The sequence below is a fragment of the Phaeovulum veldkampii DSM 11550 genome (assembly GCF_003034995.1).
Lineage (GTDB): Bacteria > Pseudomonadota > Alphaproteobacteria > Rhodobacterales > Rhodobacteraceae > Phaeovulum > Phaeovulum veldkampii.
On sequence record NZ_PZKF01000157.1, the window covers coordinates 1 to 263 of the forward strand.

General features: G+C 62.7%; 1 protein-coding gene. It reads right to left on the minus strand.

The window, feature by feature from the left end:
• Nucleotides 1-263, minus strand: a 263-nt coding sequence (locus tag C5F46_RS16365) for a transposase (RefSeq protein WP_146160275.1), incomplete at both ends; no start/stop codon positions are given.

Sequence of the window (263 nt, forward strand, 5' to 3'; positions counted from 1 at the left end):
TGGATTCTTCCAGCCGCATATAGATCGCGGGGATCGCGTAGGCAGCGTCGGCCCGGAAGAAGCGTCCACCAAGGTCGCGGCCAGCTGAACTGGCAATGACGGGATCAAGGACATCCCGCCAGCCATCGGCACTGTGGACATTGCCATGGCGCAGGGCGCAGCGCTCCAGCATGCCGAACTGGTTGAACAGGAAGTTGGGGTGATAGCAGGTGCAGTCGAAATGCCCGTTCCAGGCCGCGCCCTCCTGATCGCCATGGGTGGGA